The organism is Micromonospora sp. WMMD737 (genome assembly GCF_049179055.1).
Lineage (GTDB): Bacteria > Actinomycetota > Actinomycetes > Mycobacteriales > Micromonosporaceae > Micromonospora > Micromonospora reichwaldensis.
This window is the reverse complement of sequence record NZ_JBMHMH010000001.1, coordinates 3,037,813-3,050,822: the sequence shown is the minus strand read 5'-3', so window position 1 is coordinate 3,050,822 and position 13,010 is coordinate 3,037,813. Positions and strand designations below refer to the sequence as shown.

At 68.7% G+C, this 13,010-nt stretch carries 11 protein-coding genes and 32 tRNA genes; 3 read left to right on the top strand and 40 right to left on the bottom strand.

From position 1 onward, the window contains the following. The first annotated feature begins 164 nt into the window (after positions 1-164). Entirely contained in the window at positions 165-497 is a 333-nt protein-coding gene (locus ACN27A_RS12910) for a PadR family transcriptional regulator (protein ID WP_421452896.1), read from the top strand. Then, positions 494-1,036 (top strand): hypothetical protein, encoded by a 543-nt coding sequence (locus ACN27A_RS12905; RefSeq protein WP_421452894.1) that lies wholly within the window; start codon positions 494-496, stop codon positions 1,034-1,036. Before ACN27A_RS12910 ends, ACN27A_RS12905 begins: the two co-directional genes overlap by 4 nt. A 210-nt stretch (positions 1,037-1,246) precedes the next feature. Here the strand turns inward: ACN27A_RS12905 and ACN27A_RS12900 are convergent, their stop codons facing one another. Then, the gene (locus ACN27A_RS12900) at positions 1,247-1,942 is read right to left on the bottom strand and encodes a hypothetical protein (RefSeq protein WP_421452892.1); all 696 of its coding nucleotides are present in this window, start codon (positions 1,940-1,942) and stop codon (positions 1,247-1,249) included. A 75-nt stretch (positions 1,943-2,017) separates the two neighbouring features. Next, positions 2,018-2,091 (bottom strand) — tRNA-Cys (locus tag ACN27A_RS12895). Between the two features lie 21 nt (positions 2,092-2,112). Between ACN27A_RS12895 and ACN27A_RS12890 the strand changes: the two genes are divergently transcribed. Then, positions 2,113-2,406, top strand: coding sequence for a hypothetical protein (locus tag ACN27A_RS12890; RefSeq protein ID WP_421452890.1), 294 nt, complete (start codon positions 2,113-2,115; stop codon positions 2,404-2,406). A gap of 4 nt (positions 2,407-2,410) precedes the next feature. Here the strand turns inward: ACN27A_RS12890 and ACN27A_RS12885 are convergent. The 38 genes from ACN27A_RS12885 to tgmA form a co-directional block, all read right to left on the bottom strand. After that, a tRNA-Arg gene (locus ACN27A_RS12885) sits at positions 2,411-2,483 on the bottom strand. A 236-nt stretch (positions 2,484-2,719) separates the two neighbouring features. Then, positions 2,720-2,793: transfer RNA gene (locus ACN27A_RS12880), tRNA-His, on the bottom strand. 20 nt (positions 2,794-2,813) lie between these two features. Next, positions 2,814-2,885 (bottom strand) — tRNA-Val (locus tag ACN27A_RS12875). 1 nt (position 2,886) lies between these two features. Continuing rightward, positions 2,887-2,976 (bottom strand) — tRNA-Asn (locus ACN27A_RS12870). Between the two features lie 5 nt (positions 2,977-2,981). Next, positions 2,982-3,054: transfer RNA gene (locus ACN27A_RS12865), tRNA-Glu, on the bottom strand. Between the two features lies 1 nt (position 3,055). Beyond that, positions 3,056-3,130 (bottom strand) — tRNA-Val (locus tag ACN27A_RS12860). Positions 3,131-3,135: 5 nt separating this feature from the next. After that, positions 3,136-3,204 (bottom strand) — tRNA-Ile (locus tag ACN27A_RS12855). A gap of 3 nt (positions 3,205-3,207) precedes the next feature. After that, a tRNA-Lys gene (locus ACN27A_RS12850) sits at positions 3,208-3,280 on the bottom strand. 6 nt (positions 3,281-3,286) lie between these two features. After that, positions 3,287-3,360: transfer RNA gene (locus tag ACN27A_RS12845), tRNA-Arg, on the bottom strand. Positions 3,361-3,363: 3 nt separating this feature from the next. Beyond that, positions 3,364-3,439 (bottom strand) — tRNA-Lys (locus tag ACN27A_RS12840). Between the two features lies 1 nt (position 3,440). Then, positions 3,441-3,527 (bottom strand) — tRNA-OTHER (locus tag ACN27A_RS12835). A 5-nt stretch (positions 3,528-3,532) separates the two neighbouring features. After that, positions 3,533-3,605, bottom strand: a tRNA-Pro gene (locus ACN27A_RS12830). Positions 3,606-3,609: 4 nt separating this feature from the next. Next, a tRNA-Arg gene (locus tag ACN27A_RS12825) sits at positions 3,610-3,681 on the bottom strand. Positions 3,682-3,694: 13 nt separating this feature from the next. Then, positions 3,695-3,769: transfer RNA gene (locus tag ACN27A_RS12820), tRNA-Ile, on the bottom strand. 1 nt (position 3,770) lies between these two features. After that, positions 3,771-3,860: transfer RNA gene (locus ACN27A_RS12815), tRNA-Ser, on the bottom strand. Positions 3,861-3,865: 5 nt separating this feature from the next. Then, positions 3,866-3,938 (bottom strand) — tRNA-Asp (locus ACN27A_RS12810). Between the two features lie 87 nt (positions 3,939-4,025). Continuing rightward, positions 4,026-4,098: transfer RNA gene (locus ACN27A_RS12805), tRNA-Ala, on the bottom strand. 178 nt (positions 4,099-4,276) lie between these two features. Further along, positions 4,277-4,360, bottom strand: a tRNA-Leu gene (locus ACN27A_RS12800). 11 nt (positions 4,361-4,371) lie between these two features. Continuing rightward, positions 4,372-4,443, bottom strand: a tRNA-Met gene (locus tag ACN27A_RS12795). A gap of 4 nt (positions 4,444-4,447) precedes the next feature. Next, a tRNA-Thr gene (locus tag ACN27A_RS12790) sits at positions 4,448-4,525 on the bottom strand. An 86-nt stretch (positions 4,526-4,611) separates the two neighbouring features. Next, positions 4,612-4,683 (bottom strand) — tRNA-Gln (locus ACN27A_RS12785). Positions 4,684-4,718: 35 nt separating this feature from the next. Continuing rightward, positions 4,719-5,162 (bottom strand): HNH endonuclease, encoded by a 444-nt coding sequence (locus tag ACN27A_RS12780; protein WP_421452887.1) that lies wholly within the window; start codon positions 5,160-5,162, stop codon positions 4,719-4,721. A gap of 103 nt (positions 5,163-5,265) precedes the next feature. After that, positions 5,266-5,338: transfer RNA gene (locus ACN27A_RS12775), tRNA-Gly, on the bottom strand. Position 5,339: 1 nt separating this feature from the next. After that, a tRNA-Thr gene (locus ACN27A_RS12770) sits at positions 5,340-5,416 on the bottom strand. Positions 5,417-5,421: 5 nt separating this feature from the next. Then, the gene (locus tag ACN27A_RS12765) at positions 5,422-5,661 is read right to left on the bottom strand and encodes a hypothetical protein (RefSeq protein ID WP_421452884.1); all 240 of its coding nucleotides are present in this window, start codon (positions 5,659-5,661) and stop codon (positions 5,422-5,424) included. Between the two features lie 389 nt (positions 5,662-6,050). Further along, positions 6,051-6,126: transfer RNA gene (locus ACN27A_RS12760), tRNA-Leu, on the bottom strand. A 55-nt stretch (positions 6,127-6,181) separates the two neighbouring features. Next, positions 6,182-6,268: transfer RNA gene (locus ACN27A_RS12755), tRNA-Gln, on the bottom strand. Next, positions 6,254-7,147 (bottom strand): HNH endonuclease, encoded by an 894-nt coding sequence (locus ACN27A_RS12750; RefSeq protein ID WP_421452882.1) that lies wholly within the window; start codon positions 7,145-7,147, stop codon positions 6,254-6,256. Before ACN27A_RS12750 ends, ACN27A_RS12755 begins: the two co-directional genes overlap by 15 nt. Positions 7,148-7,354: 207 nt before the next feature. Then, positions 7,355-7,427, bottom strand: a tRNA-Gly gene (locus tag ACN27A_RS12745). Between the two features lie 10 nt (positions 7,428-7,437). Further along, positions 7,438-7,512: transfer RNA gene (locus ACN27A_RS12740), tRNA-Glu, on the bottom strand. Between the two features lie 4 nt (positions 7,513-7,516). After that, positions 7,517-7,587 (bottom strand) — tRNA-Arg (locus ACN27A_RS12735). A gap of 115 nt (positions 7,588-7,702) precedes the next feature. Continuing rightward, positions 7,703-7,775 (bottom strand) — tRNA-Phe (locus tag ACN27A_RS12730). 235 nt (positions 7,776-8,010) lie between these two features. Next, positions 8,011-8,083 (bottom strand) — tRNA-Ala (locus ACN27A_RS12725). A gap of 123 nt (positions 8,084-8,206) precedes the next feature. Then, positions 8,207-8,278: transfer RNA gene (locus ACN27A_RS12720), tRNA-Trp, on the bottom strand. 347 nt (positions 8,279-8,625) lie between these two features. Continuing rightward, complete coding sequence (locus ACN27A_RS12715) at positions 8,626-10,218, bottom strand: TROVE domain-containing protein (RefSeq protein WP_421452880.1); 1,593 nt, start codon at positions 10,216-10,218, stop codon at positions 8,626-8,628. A gap of 350 nt (positions 10,219-10,568) precedes the next feature. Then, positions 10,569-11,714, bottom strand: a complete 1,146-nt coding sequence (tgmC, locus tag ACN27A_RS12710) for an ATP-grasp peptide maturase system methyltransferase (RefSeq protein WP_421452877.1) — start codon at positions 11,712-11,714, stop codon at positions 10,569-10,571. Next, positions 11,711-12,667 carry an ATP-grasp ribosomal peptide maturase gene (gene tgmB, locus ACN27A_RS12705; RefSeq protein WP_421452874.1) on the bottom strand — a complete coding sequence of 319 codons (957 nt, stop codon included), beginning with the start codon at positions 12,665-12,667 and terminating at the stop codon, positions 11,711-11,713. Before tgmB ends, tgmC begins: the two co-directional genes overlap by 4 nt. A gap of 13 nt (positions 12,668-12,680) precedes the next feature. Beyond that, a complete protein-coding gene (gene tgmA, locus ACN27A_RS12700; protein ID WP_421452871.1) occupies positions 12,681-12,977 on the bottom strand; it encodes a putative ATP-grasp-modified RiPP in 297 nt (98 codons plus the stop codon). Positions 12,978-13,010 lie beyond the last annotated feature (33 nt).

Here is a 13,010-nt window from a genome sequence, read left to right as displayed (position 1 = left end):
CTTGGTAGTAATTACAACTACCAAGCTACGACGCGATCGGGCCCTTGTCCACGACATCTACCAAGTTCTAGGCGCGAGGTCGCCTGCCGGAGCGCCGGCCGGCCTGCTGCGTGTCGCCGTGTCCGGAGTGGACGATGCTTATTTCACCTACTATCGTTAAGCGCATGCCTGACGGACCTGTGCGCGTAACGGGACCGCTCCTGGCCGTCTTGAACGCCCTTCTCGAAGCCGACGACTACGAGCTGCATGGCTGGGCGATCATGAAGGCCACGGGGAAGTCCGGACCCACCATCTACAAGATCCTGGAGCGGCTCGCCGAGTCGCAGTGGGTGACCTCCCGCTGGGACACGAACACCGAACCCGGCAAGCCTCGCCGCCGCTACTACCAGCTCACCGGGCACGGCGTGGCCAGCGCCCGGGAGCTGATCGCCCAGCGGCAGGCCAAGACCGCGCCGACCACTCGGACCCGCCTGGCGTTCGGCTGGTGCCAGGCGTGAACCGCTGGGAGATCATCCTCGGCATCGTGTTCGGGCTTCTCGTCAACGAGGTCACCGACATCTCGCCGTGGGCCGCGCGAAGGCTGACCCGATGGTCGGCCTATCGCTGGACGACGGACCCCGAGATGGCCGCAGGGTACGCCGAGGAGTGGGCGGCAGTCATCGACGACCGGCCCGGCAAGCTGCTCAAGCTCCTGACCGCTCTGCGGTTCGCCCTTGGGGCTGCCGGTCGAGCTGCACCCAGAGCAGTCGTTCAGGCCGTCCGCGCGGCGCGTACCTTCCGGCTACGGAGAACTCGCACAGCCCAGGCCGCGGACGACCGGCCAATTGTCCAACATTCAGAAGCGGAAGGACGTCTCTACATCGCTGTGGACGAATGGCATCCTGACTTGGCCGAGCGCTTCAAGCTGGACGTTGCGCACATCAAGCCCGCGAAAATAGGCGACGGCAACTGGCCGAAGCGGATGCTCCTTCTGCCCGCAGACGAACATGCCAAGTTCAAGCCTTGCAAGCGCCGCCACGAACCTCGGCCCGAGTAGGCCAGCACGCTGACTCTGTAGCCATCGAACGGGCAGTCCACTGCCCAGACGACGCCTCGGGGGTGCGGTGCCGGTGGGCACCGCACCCCCGCCTTCTACTTCTACACCTGGCGGATGACGCCGCCGCCGCCCTTCTGCACGTCGGCGACCTCCGCCAGCGTCTTTGATCCGTACTCGCCGCTGCGACGCCCGTTCCCGCAGGACAGCCACCTAATCCTTCAGGTAGGCGTCAGAGGCGGCAGACGTGTACGCCACGGGTAGCGCCGGCTGGCACCGGTTGCATCGCCGGTAGTTGTCTCCGCCCTTCGGCCCGCGCACCGACCGAATCCACTCCGCCAGCTCGTCACCGGTCATCCGCCGGACCCCGTTGGTTGGCTCGTACTCCCACGGCGGTCGCTGGAACGGATCGCGCCGCCCATCAACCACCTTCCCGTGGATGAACTCCTTCAGGGTCGCCCCCGGGTGGATCAGCTCCTCCCGAGGCGCCGCCGGGCACTTCCACAGGTGGATGGCCGCGCTGCGGGTCACGACGAACGGGTGCGTCTCGTCCGTCATCGTCGCAGCGCGTGCGGCCATCTGCGCAGCCGCTTCCTCGTACGCCGCCAACGCGTCCTGGTGCACCGAGGCGTACTCCTCGCAGGTGGGGCAGCAGCCGTTCGGCAGCAGCTCGGTGATGGTGCCCAGCAGCACCTCCCGCAGGGTGTCGAAGTCGCCGCCGGTGCTCTCGATCGCGTCGACCATCGCCAGTAGCTTCGGCACCTCCACGGCCCACCCGTCGACGGGGGACTTGACGGCCGGCCGGGGCTCACCGCGTCGAAGACGTTTCGGGGTCAGGTCCCAGGTGAAGCCGACATCCTCGATCTCGACCCCGTTGATGGTGACGTCCATCCCGTACGAAGCACCCACGTCCGCGCCCTCCCCAGTTCGCCGCTGGCGACGATACGGCGGACGGGCGCGAAGCTCCACAGCGGACGGCAACGTTGGAGGCCGAGACCGGATTCGAACCGGCGTACACGGTTTTGCAGACCGCTCCCTAACCACTCGGGCACTCGACCAAGCGCGTAGCGTTCGAGGACATGGGCGCCCCCGTGAAGAACCTCCAACTGACCCGACTCGACGACGGCCGCCAAGAACTGCGCATCGAGCTGGACGGGGACCACGCTGGCAACGCGCTAACCTGGCGCGGCCACCTGACGATTGAGCCGCTGCTCGACCAGATTCGCCCCGACCGGCCCGTGCAGTACGAGCTGGCGATGCAGGCGCACGCCGACTCCGACCCGGAGCCGTTCGCGGTGCTGGAGTTCCGTCGGCCACCGAGCGGCGAGCCGGAGCTGTTCACGCCGGCCTGGCCGCTGCGACCTGGCCGGTGATGGGCGCCCCCGGACCGATTCGAACGGCCGACCCCCAGGTTCGGAACCTGGTGCGCTATCCGCTGCGCTACGGGGGCATGGTGCGCGTCCCTGGTGCCGACCCAGGTCTGCTCGAAAGCGCTCGGTTTACAGCCGAGGGGGCGTGCCGCCGCCCACGACGCGCAAGTTCGGCCGCAACATCCGGCCATGATTCGGGGGATGTGGATCGCCCCCACATCGACTACCGTCAGGGGCAGCCCCCGCCTCGGCACCCCAATGCCACGCGGGGGTGGCCCCCGCCTCGGCACCCCCATGTCAAGCGGGGGCCTCCATGTGGGGTGACTGGCCGGAGTCGAACCGGCGCATGCGGGACCACAACCCGCCGCTCTGCCACTGAGCTACAGCCACACTCGCGGCCCGAAGGCCAGTGCCCGTACCTGGACTCGAACCAGGGCGACCCGCTGTGTGGGAGCGGTGCTCTGCCGCTGAGCTACACGGGCTTGGCTCCGACGGCTGGACTCGAACCAGCACCAGGCTTACACCTGAACGGATTAACAGTCCGCCCCGATACCAATTACGGTTTACGTCGGAATGAGTAGAGCCGACGGGATTCGAACCCGCGCAACAGCCTTGAAAGGGCAGCGACCTAGACCGCTAGTCGACGGCTCCGTGTCCCGAGGTGGATTCGAACCACCGACCCCCACCGTGTCGGGGTGGTGCTCTAGCCGGGCTGAGCTACCGAGACTTGGTGGCGGGTGTCCGATTCGAACGGCGTCTCCAGGTTATGAGCCTGGCGTGGTTCCACTCCACCACACCCGCAAGTACGCCGTGACCGATTCGAACGGTCGCCCCGCCGATTAAAAGTCGGCTGCTCTGGCCGCTGAGCTAACGGCGCGAAACGTCCCCCGGGCAGGAATTGAACCTGCGACGACCCGGTTTAGGAAACCAGCGCTCTATCCTCTGAGCTACCGGGGGATTTGGTGCGCCGCCAGGGACTCGAACCCTGCACTTACCGATTAAGAGTCGGCAGCTCTACCCCATGAGCTAGCGGCGCTTGGCGGAAGGTTGACGAGTCGAACGCCCAGGCTTTCACCTGCCTCCGGTTTTCAAGACCGGCTGGCCCCCACGGGCCGGAACCCTCCACGAGTCGGGTAGACAGGAGTCGAACCTGCGGCCTCCCGGTCCCAAACCGGGCGCGCTACCAACTGCGCCACTACCCGAAAGAGCCCCCGACTGGAATCGAACCAGCGCACGCGGTTCCGTAGACCGCTGCTCTATCCACTGAGCTACGGGGGCAAGAATTGTTGCGTGCCGACGGCTGGATTCGAACCAGCGGCCCCCGACTTATCAGGTCGGTGCTCTAACCGGGCTGAGCTACGACGGCTTGGCGAAGGGTGAGAGATTTGAACTCCCGGCGGGTTTCCCCGCTCCGCATCAGCAGTGCGGCGCCATCGACCAGACTCGGCCAACCCTTCATGCGCGCTGACGAGGGGAATCGAACCCCCGGCCCTCCGGCTGACAACCGGATGCTCTTGCCACTGAGCTACGCCAGCATGGCAGCCGCTATCGGCGGCAAGTCGCCCACGCTTACGTGACCTTGGTGTGTGGGAACCTCGGACCGACCGGGCGGGCCGGCGGCGTGGAGTCGGACGGAATCGAACCGACGGCCTCCGCTTTGCAAGAGCGGCGCTCTGCCAACTGAGCTACGACCCCATGGTCCCGGGCGGACTCGAACCGCATCTCCCCGTTGTCGCGGGGCGGTGGCGCCACTCCACCTTCCGGGCCGTCCCGGTCGCCGCGCAGCGTCCGCGCGTCGTTGCCGGGTTCCGTGTTCGCCCTCGGCACCGGCCCCGCCGGGTCCGTGCTTGGCTGGGCCACGGCGGGCCTGTCGTGCGCTCGGAGGGAGTCGAACCCCCACGCCCCTTCGGGCACGCGGGTCTGAGCCGCGCGTGACTACCAGTTCCACCACGAGCGCGTGGTGTTGCGTGCCGACGCCCGGTGTCGATCCGGGTGCCTCCCCGTTATGAGCGGGGCGCTCTGCCGTTGAGCTACGTCGGCGAGTTGGAGCCGGTGACAGGAATCGAACCCGCGTGCCTCCCCATTACAAGTGGGGTGCTCGGCCAACGTGAGCTACACCGGCGAGTCTTTGACAGCCGTTTCGAGTAGCGCTGCAAGTAGCCACGTTTCTTGCAGCTCAGAGTGTTTGACGGCTGTTTGATGCTGACGCTGGGAGCGGAGGATTCGAACCTCCACGAGCTGGGTCAGAGCCAGCGATGCTGCCGATTACATCAGCTCCCATCGCGGCCGGTGGGGTGATGGCCCACCGGCCGGAGTCACCGCCGCGCGAGCGACGACCACGACGGCGTCTGCGGGGTCACCCGCAGCACCATGCCGGCCTCAGCCGGTGTCCGGTCGCCCTTCGCCTGGTTGCAGGCGGCGCAGGCGGCGACGGTGTTGGTCCAGGTGTTCCGGCCGCCGCGGGAGCGGGGCAGGATGTGGTCGACGGTGGCGGCCGGGCCGGCGCAGTAGCCGCAGCGGCGGCCGTCGCGGTGCAGGACACCGGCCTTGGACCAGGCGGGGCCGTGGGTGTACCGCCACCGGGTGACGACGTACCGGACGAGCCGGACCACCTTCGGCATCGGGAACACCCCGAGCATCCGGTCCGGTTCGGCCTCGTGGATCTCGGCGACCCGCCGGCAGATCATGCGGATCGCGTGGGCGACCGTGACCCGGTGGAGGGGCCCGAGGTCGGCGTTGATGACGAGTACGGCGTCCACCAGGGTCCCTCCCTTCTTCCAACTGGACCGGCGGTGGTGTTGGAAGTTCGGGGTGAACTTCCAACGGTGGTTGAACAGATCGACAAATGATCTGTCAATCGAGAGCGGCTACCGGGACTTGAACCCGGGACCTCGACGTTGGCAACGTCGCGCTCTACCAACTGAGCTACAACCGCATGGAGCCATCGGGCGGGGTCGAACCGCCGGCCTCGCCCGTACCAGGGGCGCGCTCTGGCCAACTGAGCTACGACGGCGTGGTCTACGAGTACGAGATGCCCACCAGGTCGCCGTGCGCCTGCGCGACCGAGCACGGCCACGGCTGCCGGGGGCACACCCGGCACACCCACTCCCGGCGCAGGCTGTCCCAGTCGGGCCGGTGGTACGCCGGTGGCAACGCCCGCCGTGCCGGCTTGGTCATGAGGGCGATGCTCTCGGTGTCCTTGATGTGCAGGCCGTCCGGCGCGTACGGGCGGGAGGCGGCGCAGTGCGTGCAGGGCACCGGAGCGGGGCATCTCCCCGTTGGAAGCGGCGACCGTGCGGGGCGCCGCGCGACAGCGAGGTTCGTCGGCTGCCGGGGGACCGGAGGCTGCCCGCGTAGGGCGGCAAGGGCCTCTTCGTAGTCGGCACCGGTCGCACGGCAGAACGCCTCGACCTTCCCCAGTTCCGGGTAGTCGTGCCATTCGCCGCCGAGCCACCGGAAGATCGTCGATCGGCCGACGAGTCCCTTGGTGAGTTCGCCGATAGGGTTGCCCGTTCTGTCGGAGGCATCCTGCACGGCGTCGCGGACGAACGCGGCGAATCTGGCTTGTGGCGTCCCTGCTTCCATGAGCCCCCCCGGGTCTTGACCTTGGAGGATAGCCACAGGGCACGCGGCCTGCCTTCGTCCGTTGGTACCCCGGGAGGGAGTCGAACCCCCATCTCACCCGCCTTGAACGGGTCGCCTCTGCCGTTGGGCCACCGGGGCGTGGCTCCGGGTGCAGGAATCGAACCTGCGTCTGTACCGGGGGCCAGATGGTGAGCCGGGGAAGCAGGACTCGAACCTGCACGAGCGGGATCGCCGTCTCCCGGGCCAAAACCGGGCGTGTTGCCAGTTACACCATTCCCCGCGGCTTGAGGTTGCGGCCAGCGAACGTCTCCGTTTGGCTGTGGCAGTTCGGGCAGAGGAGACGTAGGTTCTCGCGGCGGTTGTCAGTCGGCACTCCGTTGATGTGGTCAAGCTGAAGGACCAGCGGTCGGCCGTTCCACATCGGCGGGCTGCCGCACCCCGAGCAGCGATCGTCCAGCATTCCCGCCGCCACTAGGTGAGCACGTAGACGCTGACCTGGAATGAAGCGCCCGTTCTCGACCAACTCGCCGAGCAGCGTCTCCCGGGCAATCTGACGACGCTTCTCAATGCCGGTACCCCGTGGGAGCGGAATACCGAACTGGGCGGCAGCGGCGCGAAGCTGGTAGGGCTTGGCCTGCGGGATCCCGAGCCGTTCTAGCACCTGCCGCGCGGAGGTGGCCCCATCTGCGGCCCTTCGGAGCGCGTCCTCATTCCAGATGACCGAGCGTCGCAGTCGGGGGAACGCCTCTTTTGTCTGCTTCGGTCCGGTTGGACGTACCTGTGGCAGCCGGAGGCCGTACTCCTCGGCCGCTGCTTCGAGCCGCCGGTAGTTGGAGCTGGCGAGCGCTACGCCGAGGCGTTGCAGGATCTCGCTGTAGGTCGTGGCTCCCTCGACCGCCTGCGCAACGCGCTCGCGTTCGGCGAAGGTTCCCCTGCGCGGCCGAGCCATCGGCACGAGGCCATTGATCGGGTCCTCGGTCGGCGCTTGCCGCCCCGCGTTGGGTAGCCGGTCGAAGCCGGCAGCTAGACAAGCGGCCTTAGCTCGGGCGATGTTCGCTCCGCGACGAGACAGACCTAGCCGGATGCAAAGGTCGCTGTAGGACGTCGCGACGGTCGCCGCCTTGGCTACGGCCTCGGCATCGCGGAAGATTGAGGACATAGTTCGATTGTAGTGCGTAAATATTGCAAACCCCGTCGAGCCTGCCAACAGCCCAACCCGGAAGGTGGTTGTGGTGGGCGGGGCAGGGACCAGGGGCGGTGACCTTCCGCGCTGACGCCGGGAGCGACCCGGCGCCGGCCGGCGGTCGGGCTGCGCAACCCGACCGCCGGTTTCGCGGCGTCCGCCGCCCCCTTCCCTGCCCCGTCGAGCGGTACCGGGGACTCGAACCCCGTGCCTCCACGGTGGAAGCGTGGCGCTCTACCAGGTGAGCTAGCACCGCGTGCCGTGCGTAGGCCATGTCGGGCTCGAACCGACGATCTCTCGACTGAGAACCGAGTGAGCTTTGCCGACAGCTCCAATGGCCCATGCCTGGCCGGACGGGACTCGAACCCGCAACCCCCGCCTCGACGGCGGTGCTCTCCCAATTGAGCTATCGACCGGGAGCATCCTCCAAGCTGGTCACCGGCGGAAGTCCGGCGTACCGAGCTGGCGCGTTGGGTCTCTCGGCCGGGGCTTCCGTCCCCGGCTTCGATCGCCTCTGCGCTCTCCCTTGCGTGCTCACCCGTGGATTCGAACCACGCGCCTTCCGGGCTTCAACCGGATGCTCCGCCGTCAGAGCTTGGTGAGCAGGGTGCGCCAGGTCATGGGCGTCCGCCGGGAGTCGAACCCGCTCACGAGACAGGACGGCCGTCCCGTTCCCGCTTCACCGGCCCCGAGTCAAACGGGGTCATGACCTGACGGCTTGCGCAGCCGTACGTCTGCGCCGTCTCTGGGATGTGCCGCCTGCCCCGCTTGCACGCGGGGGCGGTGACCAGCCGCCCGCCAGGTGGTCAGCCTGACGTATTCGCGGCACACCCTGTGCGTGGACCTGCCCGGGTTCGAACCGGGGACCTCCGCTCTGCCAGAGCGGCGCGCTACCAACTGCGCCACAAGCCCATTCCGACTTCCCCGGCCGGCGGCGGGCGTGTACTGCCGCCGGCCGGTTGTCGTTTGTATGCCATCCGCTGTGGAGTTCTCAATGATCTTCGCCGAGCCGGGCCCGAAGGTCCGGGGCGTGAGCAGGGGTGACAGGACTCGAACCTGCGCGTCACGACTTTGGAGATCGCTGCTCTGCCGCTGAGCTACACCCCTATGTCCAGTTGTCTCGCCGTACGAAAAAGCCGCCCGGTCCCTTGCGGGTGGGCGGCTTCCGTGTCCTGAGGACTCGCGGTCAGCCGCGCCACCTACCGAGCTTGAAGTTGTCGACGGAGCCTGCGGTGATGGCCGCGCACCATCCGCCGCGCAGCGACATGCGCTGCTGCGGTTCGGGGCTCGTGTGGCGCATCATGACCGGCTGCTCCTCAGTGGTGATCGGTTGGTGGAACCGTAGGCTCTCGGCGGGCCGACCGGCAACGGAGTTTCCGTCCCTCCGGGCGGCCTGCCGAGTAGCGCTGGCGTCACTGACGGTACGCCACCACGCGGAGTGGTGGCAATAACCTCTACCGAGTTTCCTGGGTCTGCTCCCACGGCCAGGCGCAGGAACGCTGAGCCTCCAGCAGCGGGATCATGCCGAAAGCCTGGTCGGTGAGGCCCCCGAAGGTGTGCCGGAACTGGCCGCCCGACGGGCCGTGCCCGTGCTGGTAGCCGGCGAGGTTCCAGGTGTAGAGCGGCGTGCGCGCCGGCACCTCGTCGGCCGGGTTGCCGCCGTACCAGCCGTGCCCGGCCTGTTCGTCGGTGATGATGACGACCCGGTCGTGCCCCTGGAGCCAGCGGCGCACCGCTTCGGTGGTCTCGGTGCCGCCATTCGGCTTCGGGATCGACTCCACCAGCCGCAGCAGCGACCCACCACGCGGCACCTGCACCTGCCCGCTGGTGTGGTTGAACCACACCAGGGTCGGGTCGGCCGCGCGCAGCGCCAGGGCGGCGCCGAACACGCCGGCCGCGTCCGCCCGGTTCAGCTCCGAGCGGCCCGACATGCAGTCCGCCATCGACCCCGACACGTCGACCAGGATCAGGGTGCGGCCCGGCAGCGCCGGCACGTTCGCCAGCGACGCGGTGAGCGCCTGGTCGAGAGCGTGGCCCCACCGCAGCGACGGCGCGGCCCGGTAGGCGGCCAGCCACCGGAACGGGAACATGCGCGACTTGGCGACCTCGGCCGGGTCGGCGAAGCGGGCCGCGACGGTGGCGGCGACCTTGTCGCTGACGCCGGCCTCGTCGAAGTTCCGCAGGTTCCGAGCGAGCGCCATGATGCCCATCGACGGGATCAGGGCCTCCCACAGGCGGGCCTTGTCGACGTGGCTGCCCGCGAGGGACAGGGCGTCCTCCCACGACATGCCCGCCGCACGTAGGTTGTCGGCATCGAGCAGCAGGTCGACGTGGCCGGCGGCGACCCGGTTGCGCAGCCCAGTGTTGCGGACGAGCACGCCCAGCTCCGCCGGCAGCACCGAGTCGCGGCCGTGCATCCGGTTGAGGGCGTGGGCGAACAGGTCGCCCTGCTCCGGTGAAGCGGCGATCGGGTGGACGAGGTCGAGGACTCGGCCGAACCGCAGGCCCTTGCTGGCGGTGTCGTACTTCAGCAGGGACCGCTGTGTGTAGAGCCGCACGACGGCGTCGCCGACGCCACGCTTGATCGGCTTCGGGATGCGCTCGCCGTAGCGGCCCATCCAGTACGCCAGCAGCTCGCCGGGCTCGTCAGCCCGCTGCATGGCGGCGGCGATGAGTTGCCGGTTGCGGACCGGCCCGTCGTCAGCGCCGGCTGCGAGCCGAGCCCGGACGGCCTCGACCGCGGCGACCAGCGACGCCGAGCGCATGTTCGCGTCGCCGCGTAGCCAGCCGATGAACCCGAGCATCCACGCCGGGTCGGCGACGGCGACCTGCTGGATCAGGGCCTCGTACCGGTCGTCGCGGGCGTCCGCCGACTCGTAAAAGGTCTTCTCGCTGACCATGTTCGCGACGGCGAGCAGGAACAGCTCCGACTTGGCGTCGCGGGCGAAACCTGGCCCGCCCTCGTGGGTGACGGCGGTCGGCGTGGTCGCGGTGGCGACCGGCGATGTTGCGGCGGGTCGTGTGGCGACACGGTTGAACTTGGACATGAAAAATGGCTCCTACCGTGGAATGGGGAGGAGCCAGAGAACATCCAGAGTGCGGGTGCCCGAGATCAAGGCGGCTACGGGGAACATTAGGCGCTCTGCCGATTGAGCTACCCCGGCATGAGCCGGGGGCGGGGCTTGAACCCGCACCTCCTCCTTTGACAGTGGAAGTATCCGGAGCCTAGGCACCGGGCACCCGCATCTGGAGTTGTGGCCTCCCGAGATCAAAGGCGTCCAGCGGTGTTTGTCTTATCCGAAAGAAGTAACCGTTGGACTGGGCACCGGGAGGTGCTGAGAAGGACCGTAGCAGCACGGTCGTCATCATGTCTACCGAGTTGGCGGCGTGTCGAGCGCTACGCCAGCGGCCACGAGTGCTGGCTGTCGTGGCGGTCCACCCACAGCGTGTGTCGGCCGTCGCGGTCTACCGTCAGGCCAAGCCGGTCGTGTCCCGGCTGACCGGCTCCCGCCCACCGGCGACACACCTCCGACAGGTCGTCCCACACCCTGCGCGGTCCACCTTGCACCACCGTCACGGTCGCGTCCCGGCACACCACCCGAGCCCACGAGCTGGTGCCGGCGTCAACGAGGCAGTGCACCGTCTCGCCGTCGGGTAGCAGCTCGCAGTGGTACACGCCAGGTTCCATGAGCCGCCAGAAGAACTCGCCCTGCGGGTCGGTGAACCGGGCGACGTCCTCGGCGCTGCCGATGCTGGTGTCGCCGGTGCCGCCCATGCACATCGCCACCATCTGGTCGGTGGTCGGTCCGAGAGGGCCGTCAGCAGGTCGGGCCTCGATGAACGCGGCGACCTGCGGCAGGAACCGGCCGTGCCCGTACCCGTCGGCGCAGATCCGCAGCGGCGCGACCCCGAACGACATGTTCGCCAGCACGATCCCGTCGCGGCGGGTCTGCCGGATCCACGCCGCCGGCACCCGACGCACCGAACAGGTGGCGATGATCCGGTCGTAGGGGGCGCGCTGCGGGTAGCCGGACAGCCCGTCGGCCGCGGCCACCCTCGGCCGGTAGCCGGCGGCGGCGAGGGCAATGGTGGCGTCGGTGACCAAACCCGGGTCGATGTCGACCGAGGTGACGAGGGCATCGCCGAGTAGCTGCGACAGCAGGGCCGCGTTGTAGCCGGTGCCGGTGCCGATCTCCAGCACCGACAGGCCCGGCCGCAGGTCCAGGGCCTCCAGCATCACGGCCATCACGCCGGGCTGTGTGGAGGAGCTGGTGGGCCGGCCGTCGGCGCTCATCTGGGTGACGATCGCGGTGTCGGAGTAGACGGCGTTCAGGTAGGCGTCGTGGTGCTCCGGGTTGTCGCCGTGCAGCACCTCGCCCGGGTTGCCGCGGTCGTCGACGGCGTACACGGCTGGCGCGAACAGGTGCCGCTCGACGGACGCGAACGCTGCGGCGACGGTCGGGCTGGTGAGGTGACCGGACGCATCGAGGGCGGCGACGAGCTGCTGCCGGAGAGTCCGGTAGTCGGTGACTGTGCGGGTCATGACTGCTCCAGGTGGTCGGCGATGGCGGCGGCGATAGGCAGTGCGGTTTCGGCTTCGATCCACGCCCACTGGCCGCCGGGGTTTACTTCCAAGAACACGTGGTCTCCGTCGGGGGTGACGATGAGGTCGACGGCGGCGAACACCAAACCCAGCGTCCGAGTCACGGCGAGCACCTGCGCAGCGACCGCCTCGGGTAGCTCCACCGGCCGGTACGTGAGGTTGTCGTAGTCGGTGCGCCAGTCGATGCGGGCGGCGTCGGAGTGGGCGTCGATGCGGGCAGCGAACAGCCGGCCGCCGACGACTGTGATGCGCAGCTCGTGGTCCTTCGGCACCTGGTGCTGGAAAAGGTGGGCGGTGCCGGCGACCGCGTCGGTGATCTGGTCAGCGGTAACCGGGGTGGTGGCGAGCGCGATCACCTGCTGGGTGTCGGTATCAACGTAGGGGCGGGCGTGGAACGGCTTGTAGACGGCCCCGGTCGGTGCATCGGCGACGAACTTGCGGGCGTGCTCGGGCCGGTTCGTGATGATCGTCGGCGGGATCGTCAGGCCGTGGTCGGCGGCGACGGTGAGCTGCCGGGGCTTGAAGTCGGCGGCGGCCATCGCGTGGGGGTGGTTCACCCACCGCGCCGGCAGGGCGGTGAGCAGGCCACCGAATCCGATGCGGGCTTCCTGTGCAGCCCAGCGTCGCTCGTAGGGGTCCAGGGTGGTCGGGAAGCGGAACGGGCCGGGCCGCCGGTAGTAGACGGCGGTGATGTCGTCGAGGCGGGTTTCTCGGTTCAGGTCGGTGAGGGTGCCCGGCCGTTGGCCGTGGCCGCCGAAGGGGGCGGCCACGGCCAGGGCGCTAGGGAAGTCGGCGGTGTCGACCCGGTGCACCCGCGCGCCGCGCTGGTTGAGTTCGGAGATGACCAGGTCGGCGGTCGCGTCGTGAGGTTCGGTGATCACCAGGATTGTCACCGTCGGCCCCCGGTCAGTCCTGGTAGGTGTCGGTGTTGGAGTCCTGCCACGACTGGTGGTCGTGGGTGGTCTTGACGTTCGTGGTGACCGTCTGGGTGGTCTGCTTGCCGGCCCAGATGTCGCCGGCCGCGCCGACGGCGGTCTGGGTGACCGGGTCGAGGCGAACGCCGGTGAGGTCGAGCACCGGCATCTGGCCGGCGGAGGGGGTGGCGAGGGTCAGACCGAACGGCCGGTCGTCGGTGGTGCGGCCCTGTTCGATGTCGGGCTGGTAGAGGGGGACGAGAGTGCGGGTGGGGGCGAGGGCGGTCACGATGCTCCGTTCCTACTCTGAAGGGTGGTATCC